This window comes from Moorena sp. SIO4A5 (assembly GCF_010672005.1).
In the GTDB taxonomy this organism is placed as follows: Bacteria; Cyanobacteriota; Cyanobacteriia; order Cyanobacteriales; family Coleofasciculaceae; genus Moorena.
On the sequence record NZ_JAAHHZ010000295.1, the window covers coordinates 1 to 5,683 of the forward strand.

Sequence of the window (5,683 nt, forward strand, 5' to 3'; positions counted from 1 at the left end):
TGACGCAATACTCCGGTTTCAATCCACTCGATCCCGATCAGCTCAGTGCTCGGCAAAGGATGGTCAGCATAATTTGGGTCTATATTCCATGCATCCCAATATTGACCACTATCCTCGAAAGCTTGTAGCTGATTTCCAGGACCACTAAGCACTTCCCGCTGATTAACCTGATCGAAGACACTACTTAAATCTCCAGTTTCTGGGTCTACCACCACTCGTAGGTATTGATTCTCTAACACGAAATCTTCAATCGGGAGTTGGGAATCGGGAATTGGGAATCGGGAATCGGGAATCGGGAATCGGGAGTCGGGAATCGGGAATCGGGAATCGGGAATCGGGAATCGGGAATCGGGAATCGGGAATCGGGAATCGGGACGTAGCTCTAAGTTCAAGTCCACATCATGGCGTTGCTGAATTGAAGTATGAATTCGTGATTGTTTGGTTTTGGTAAAGCCCCCTAAATCCCCCAACTTTGGGGGACTTTGAGAGTTTTGTACCCCCCAAAATTGGGGGGCTAGGGGGGCAAAATCATACCCAGAATCAGCAACGCCCACATCATTGCTACATAACCAAAAAACACGATATCCTACCGAAGGAATATTACTGGCTAGAAACAGCAATTCTATTTGAGCATAGGAGAGATTGTCATTGTTATTGTCATGGTTTGGGATTTGCTGGGCTTGATCGTGCGTAACTTGAGAGATTATCTTTTCCCCAAAACAGTCATACACTTCCCATTCCACTGACCCGACCGGTAAAGAAATAGCTAAAGAAATAGCTAAAGAAACAGCAATGAGTTCTGAACGCTCCCAATTGAGAGGATTAAAGACAATAATGGCTTGAGCATTGGGTTTCGGTGGTGGTGGCAGGGTGATCTTGGATGCGATCGCATTTAATGATTCCTCCAATATCTTTCCCGTCACCTCCTCGACTTCCTGCCAAGCCTGATTAGCGTCTACAAAGACTTCCGGAATCGATGTTCCTGGTAATATGTCGTGGAACTGATTAAATAAGACCTTTTTCCAGGCTTCCTCTAGTTCAGTCTTAGGATAAGCTTGTCCTGTCGCAATGGTTTTTAGGGCGGCAAACAGTTCTGCTTGGTACAATAAACCCTCACAACGACGTAGATAGCGCTTTTGGTCAGCGTGAGTGGTATAGCAACCCCGATGGAATTCTAGATACAGTTCATCATTCCAGACCGGAATCTCTTTAGTAGTTTGGCTTTGGCCTTTCTTCCCTTCCCTCTCCTCTGTTCTGATTTCTTCTTTCCCCACACTTTCGACACTTCCGACACTAAGGTTCTCAACACAACCTGCAACCTTGGCCAAAAGGCCACGCTTTCGGCAAAGCCGACGCTGCGCGAACGCGAACAACCTGCTAACCTTCAACCTACTAACCTTCAACCCGCTAACCTTGGCCAAAAGGCCACGCTTCGCGAACAACAAATACTCACTGGCGGTGGTAAATTCCAGCTTTGGGAAGAATGGGGATTTTTGCCAACGTCTTGCTACTTGTAACATATCCCTGGTGGGACCACCGCCATGATCTCCGACACCAGGTAACCAAAATGCCTCCTTGAGTGAGGTTTGAATTTCCCAATCAATGGCGTAGCTTGCCATAGTAATGGGATTTGTATCCATAACACCAGCAACGTTAGGGGGAGACATCAGGCTGAAGATTTGGCTGCCATCGGGAGACTGCCACCAGAAAGCACCATAGGGAAATTTGGTGGTATCGTTCCAGTGCAGCTTCTGGGTCACGAAGTAGTCAATTCCACCCTGTTTGAGTAATTGAGGTAGTTGCCAACAGAAGCCAAAACTATCCGTTACCCATGCCACTGTGGTTAACTGACCGAAGGTTTTCTGGACGTAACGTTGACCATAGAGGATTTGTCGGACTATTGATTCACCATCAATTAGGTTTAATTCCGGTTCTACCCACATCCCCCCCACAATTTCCCAACGACCAGCTGCAACTTGTTGTTTTATCCGTTTAAATAAATCAGGGCGATGCTGTTCTATCCAAGCATAAAGGGCAGGGGTGGTATGGCAAAAGGTGAAATCTGGAAATTCTTGCTGTAGCTTTAATACTGATTCAAAGGTACGCACAGCTAAGTCCCAGGTCTCGCTGACTGGCCATAACCAAGCCAAATCAAGGTGAGCATGACCTAGCATTTGGATAGAGTTTTGACTATTTTGAATTCTGAAGTTTGAATTTTCAATTGTACTGAGTTGTTGGCGCAATCGGGTAAGCGATCGCATAAATTCTGTCGGCTGTGACACCATTTCCCAATCAATCTCAGCCACAGCCTTAGCTAGAGTCCCTAATTGTTCTGGTTCAAAACTAGCGCTATACTTTTGTAAGACAGTCAATTCATCAGCTACAAAGCCTGGATCGATATCATTGGTGGCTTCGTAGAGGATTTGCGATCGCATTAATCCGCCGATATCATGACCAGGACTAACCAACCTGAGGGCTACGGCAAACTCTTCCCCTGGCACTACTGCTGGATTTAGCAGCATCCGTGTGGAGGAATCAAATAAATCCCCCTCTTGTACCAGCTGACCGTTGACAAAAATCTGAGCCGATTCTGCCCACCACGTCAACACTAAACGTAATCCTAAGCCAGCTAAAGGATAGCGCTGCAAATCCTGGGGCACTAGGAATCGTTGACTCAACCAGATCACTTGTCTTCCAGCAGACCAAGTAATGTAATCCTTGTCATTACGTTGGGCTATTGACCAATTGTTCCAGCACTCTGGTTGAGTGGCCACAGGATAAGGAATATCTTCTTTACAGTATCGCCAACCCTGCTGAACATTGGTTTGAGTTAAAGCACGGAGTTTTGCGATCGCATGATTAATCCCATCAATAAGCCTAATCTGATCCATTTGGTTTAAGTAATTTGAATAAGATTAGTCAAATTGTCGCTAAAATCAATGGCACCGACTATGATTAATTTGTTATTGGTGGTTTATTGAAAGTTATCAGCTATTAGCTATCAGCTATCAGTTATCAGCTTTCAGCTTATGGGCTACGCGCACGCTACTTGAGGTGCTATCAGCTTTCAGCCACAGGCCAACGGCTGAGCACTGAGCACTGACCGCTGAGCACTGACCACTGACCACTGAATGCTTACAATCGAGCTTAAATGTCTATCAGCTAGCTAATCCCTCACCCAAGCAATAATCATCATGTCTTCCCCTGCCAAAGGTCCCTATCGCAGTAGATTGTTTAACTTTATCAATCGACAATCTCAACGGTTTGCTGACCAAATTCAACGTACAATACGGCATTTAAAAGTTGCAGGGGTATGGGGAGGGCAAATTTTACTTTATCCGGTTTACCTGCTGGTGCAAGCTAGTTTATCCGCTGGGCGTCAGATTTCTTCTTCGGTAAAAGCTGGATTGCCCCAATTAAGCACATTTAGCCACGCCCAGCCCCAGGAAAAACCGCCAGAAGCAGATACAGCAATTCAGCGAGTGCTACAAGAGTTGAACCTTGGCAAGTTTACCCTTGAAGCTGATCTAGACAACCTAAAACCGTCTAACGGGCAAGCTGTAACCCTAAATAACGGGCAACCTATCCTACTGGAACGGCAAAGGGGAACATCCCTAAATAACCAGGAACCTGTAAGCCTATATAACGGGCAAGCTGTAACCCCAGCTAAACCCGCGACTAATGAGCATATGCTAATTAAGGGAGTGGCTTGTTTATTGGACAACCGGGGTCTAGTGCTGGTGACAGTGGAAAATCAAATTCTGGATATATTGACACCCCAGCAGCAGCACAAACTAGCATCCAGAATCAGTTGGGAGCTGGCTGACTTACTGCGTAAATGGCGTTTAGCCCACTCGTTAGACGGCAAAAAAGCATCCCCTTCCCTTGCTACCTTAGATCACCCCCCTATTTTTCCACCCATCAGGCTATTCTGGCGATTAATGGCCTGGGTGCAAACTAGTCCTGTAGCGATCGCAATTAATCTGTTCGGGGAATCGAGGATCATCCCAGCTGTTTCCAACCGTCAATCAGCCACCTCTGAGCACCGACAACCTAAACCTTCCAAACCACTCAATCTATTACCTTCTAACCCAATTGAGAACCTATTAACTTCCCTGGATAACAAATTCCTGGAACTGGAATCACACCAATTAGTACAACGATCGGAAGTTGTGGTTAAACTGAGTAAGCAAATCCCCCTAACCCTGCGCCAGAGTACTAATCAGCTGATTCAAGCCCTACAAAAACCATTTATTAAGGGTGATAGCTCAGAGGAGGTAACGGCAGGGTCTGAAACTAACCGATTTAAACTCTTAAGCTTAATCTATGCGGCGATTGACTACTTTTTTGGCAGAAAACCGTCTAATTTTAGTTTGATTGGTTCCTCAGAACAATCCGAAATTGCTTCTGGTTCTGGAAAGGTTTTACCAGATTTCTACCCAGAAGCCCATCAGCTATCAGGAGATAATTCCCCTCCACTTTCCCCGTCATTAAAACCATCCACCTCAACACCATCTCGGTCTAAATCAGATGAACTTGATCCTTGGTTATCCGATAATGATTTATGGGGCAACCCAGATGGATCTGACCAGCCCGAAAATTTATCTTCCTCAACCTCCAACTCCGGAAATCAGGCACAATCACCGGTTGCTAATAGTAAATCTAGACATCAGTTACCAGAAGGATTCAACAGCAAAATTCCTGTGAAGTCAGAAAAGTCTATTTGGATTCTATTTAAGCGATACCTGAACTTACTAAAGGCTCCAGGTAAGCTAATTATTTCGAGAACTAAATCTTCAAAAGTTCAACTAAAACCATCTATCAGCCAGAATAAAAATTCCAGGACTGAAAAATCACCAGACCTGTCCCAAATTCAGGATAATTTAGGAAAAACTACTCCCAAAGAATATCAAGATCAACCGCTAGCAGTTGTTAAGTCTGGTAGCACCCAGGTTAAAGGATATAAGGGAGAAGAAAATAATGCGATCGCTAACTCTAGAAACGATAGTGATGTAGAGCCAAATCAAGAATGGATTGAAACTAAAGCAACTCCAGAAGGATATATTAAGCATCCTTTAGAACGAGTGTTGGAGTGGTTAGACATCACCATGCTTTGGATAGAAGAGCTAGTGGTTAAAATTTGGCGGTTGCTGCAACGGTTGTGGCCATTTTGAAAAAAGGGAACAGGGAATAGGGAATAGGGAGTCGGGAGTCGGAACCCACCCCTAACCTCTCCCAGGAGGGGAACGGGAATCGGGAATCGGGAATATGGCATCAAAATTCTCGGCATTCCTACACGGATTGCTATATCAATGATCAGCATTCAGCTATCAGCATTCAGCTATCAGTGATCAGCTATCAGTGATCAGCTATCAGTGATCACTGAATACTTACGATGTAAAGCCCTAGGATTCCTCATCCATCGGATTATTACCGACATCGAATACAATCACAAATTTCGCATCAGGCATTAATCGCTTCAGGGCCCATAAATGTCCTTCGGCATCCGATCGATTGCGAAAGCGAGCAACAACTACTCGCTGCATTTCGGGTAATAGCCGCATGACCACCCATGGATGAAGGCGTTCAGAATACGTCATCATGAAAGTATCTCCTTGTGATTGGGGAGCCAGAGCTAGCCCGTCGATTTTGGACTCTCAGCGGGCTAGCTCTTGACTCTGGG

At 45.3% G+C, this 5,683-nt stretch carries 3 protein-coding genes; 1 reads left to right on the forward strand and 2 read right to left on the reverse strand.

The annotated features are described in order from the left end of the window. Positions 1 to 2,891: glycoside hydrolase family 38 C-terminal domain-containing protein (locus tag F6K57_RS35385; RefSeq protein WP_293072672.1), on the reverse strand; the 2,891-nt coding region annotated here is incomplete at its 3' end. Between the two features lie 303 nt (positions 2,892 to 3,194). Here F6K57_RS35385 and F6K57_RS35390 point away from each other — a divergent pair. Next, positions 3,195 to 5,174 (forward strand): hypothetical protein, encoded by a 1,980-nt coding sequence (locus F6K57_RS35390; RefSeq protein WP_293072674.1) that lies wholly within the window; start codon positions 3,195 to 3,197, stop codon positions 5,172 to 5,174. A 231-nt stretch (positions 5,175 to 5,405) separates the two neighbouring features. Here F6K57_RS35390 and F6K57_RS35395 read toward each other — a convergent pair whose 3' ends face one another. Next, positions 5,406 to 5,600, reverse strand: coding sequence for a hypothetical protein (locus F6K57_RS35395; protein ID WP_293072676.1), 195 nt, complete (start codon positions 5,598 to 5,600; stop codon positions 5,406 to 5,408). Positions 5,601 to 5,683: the final 83 nt, after the last annotated feature.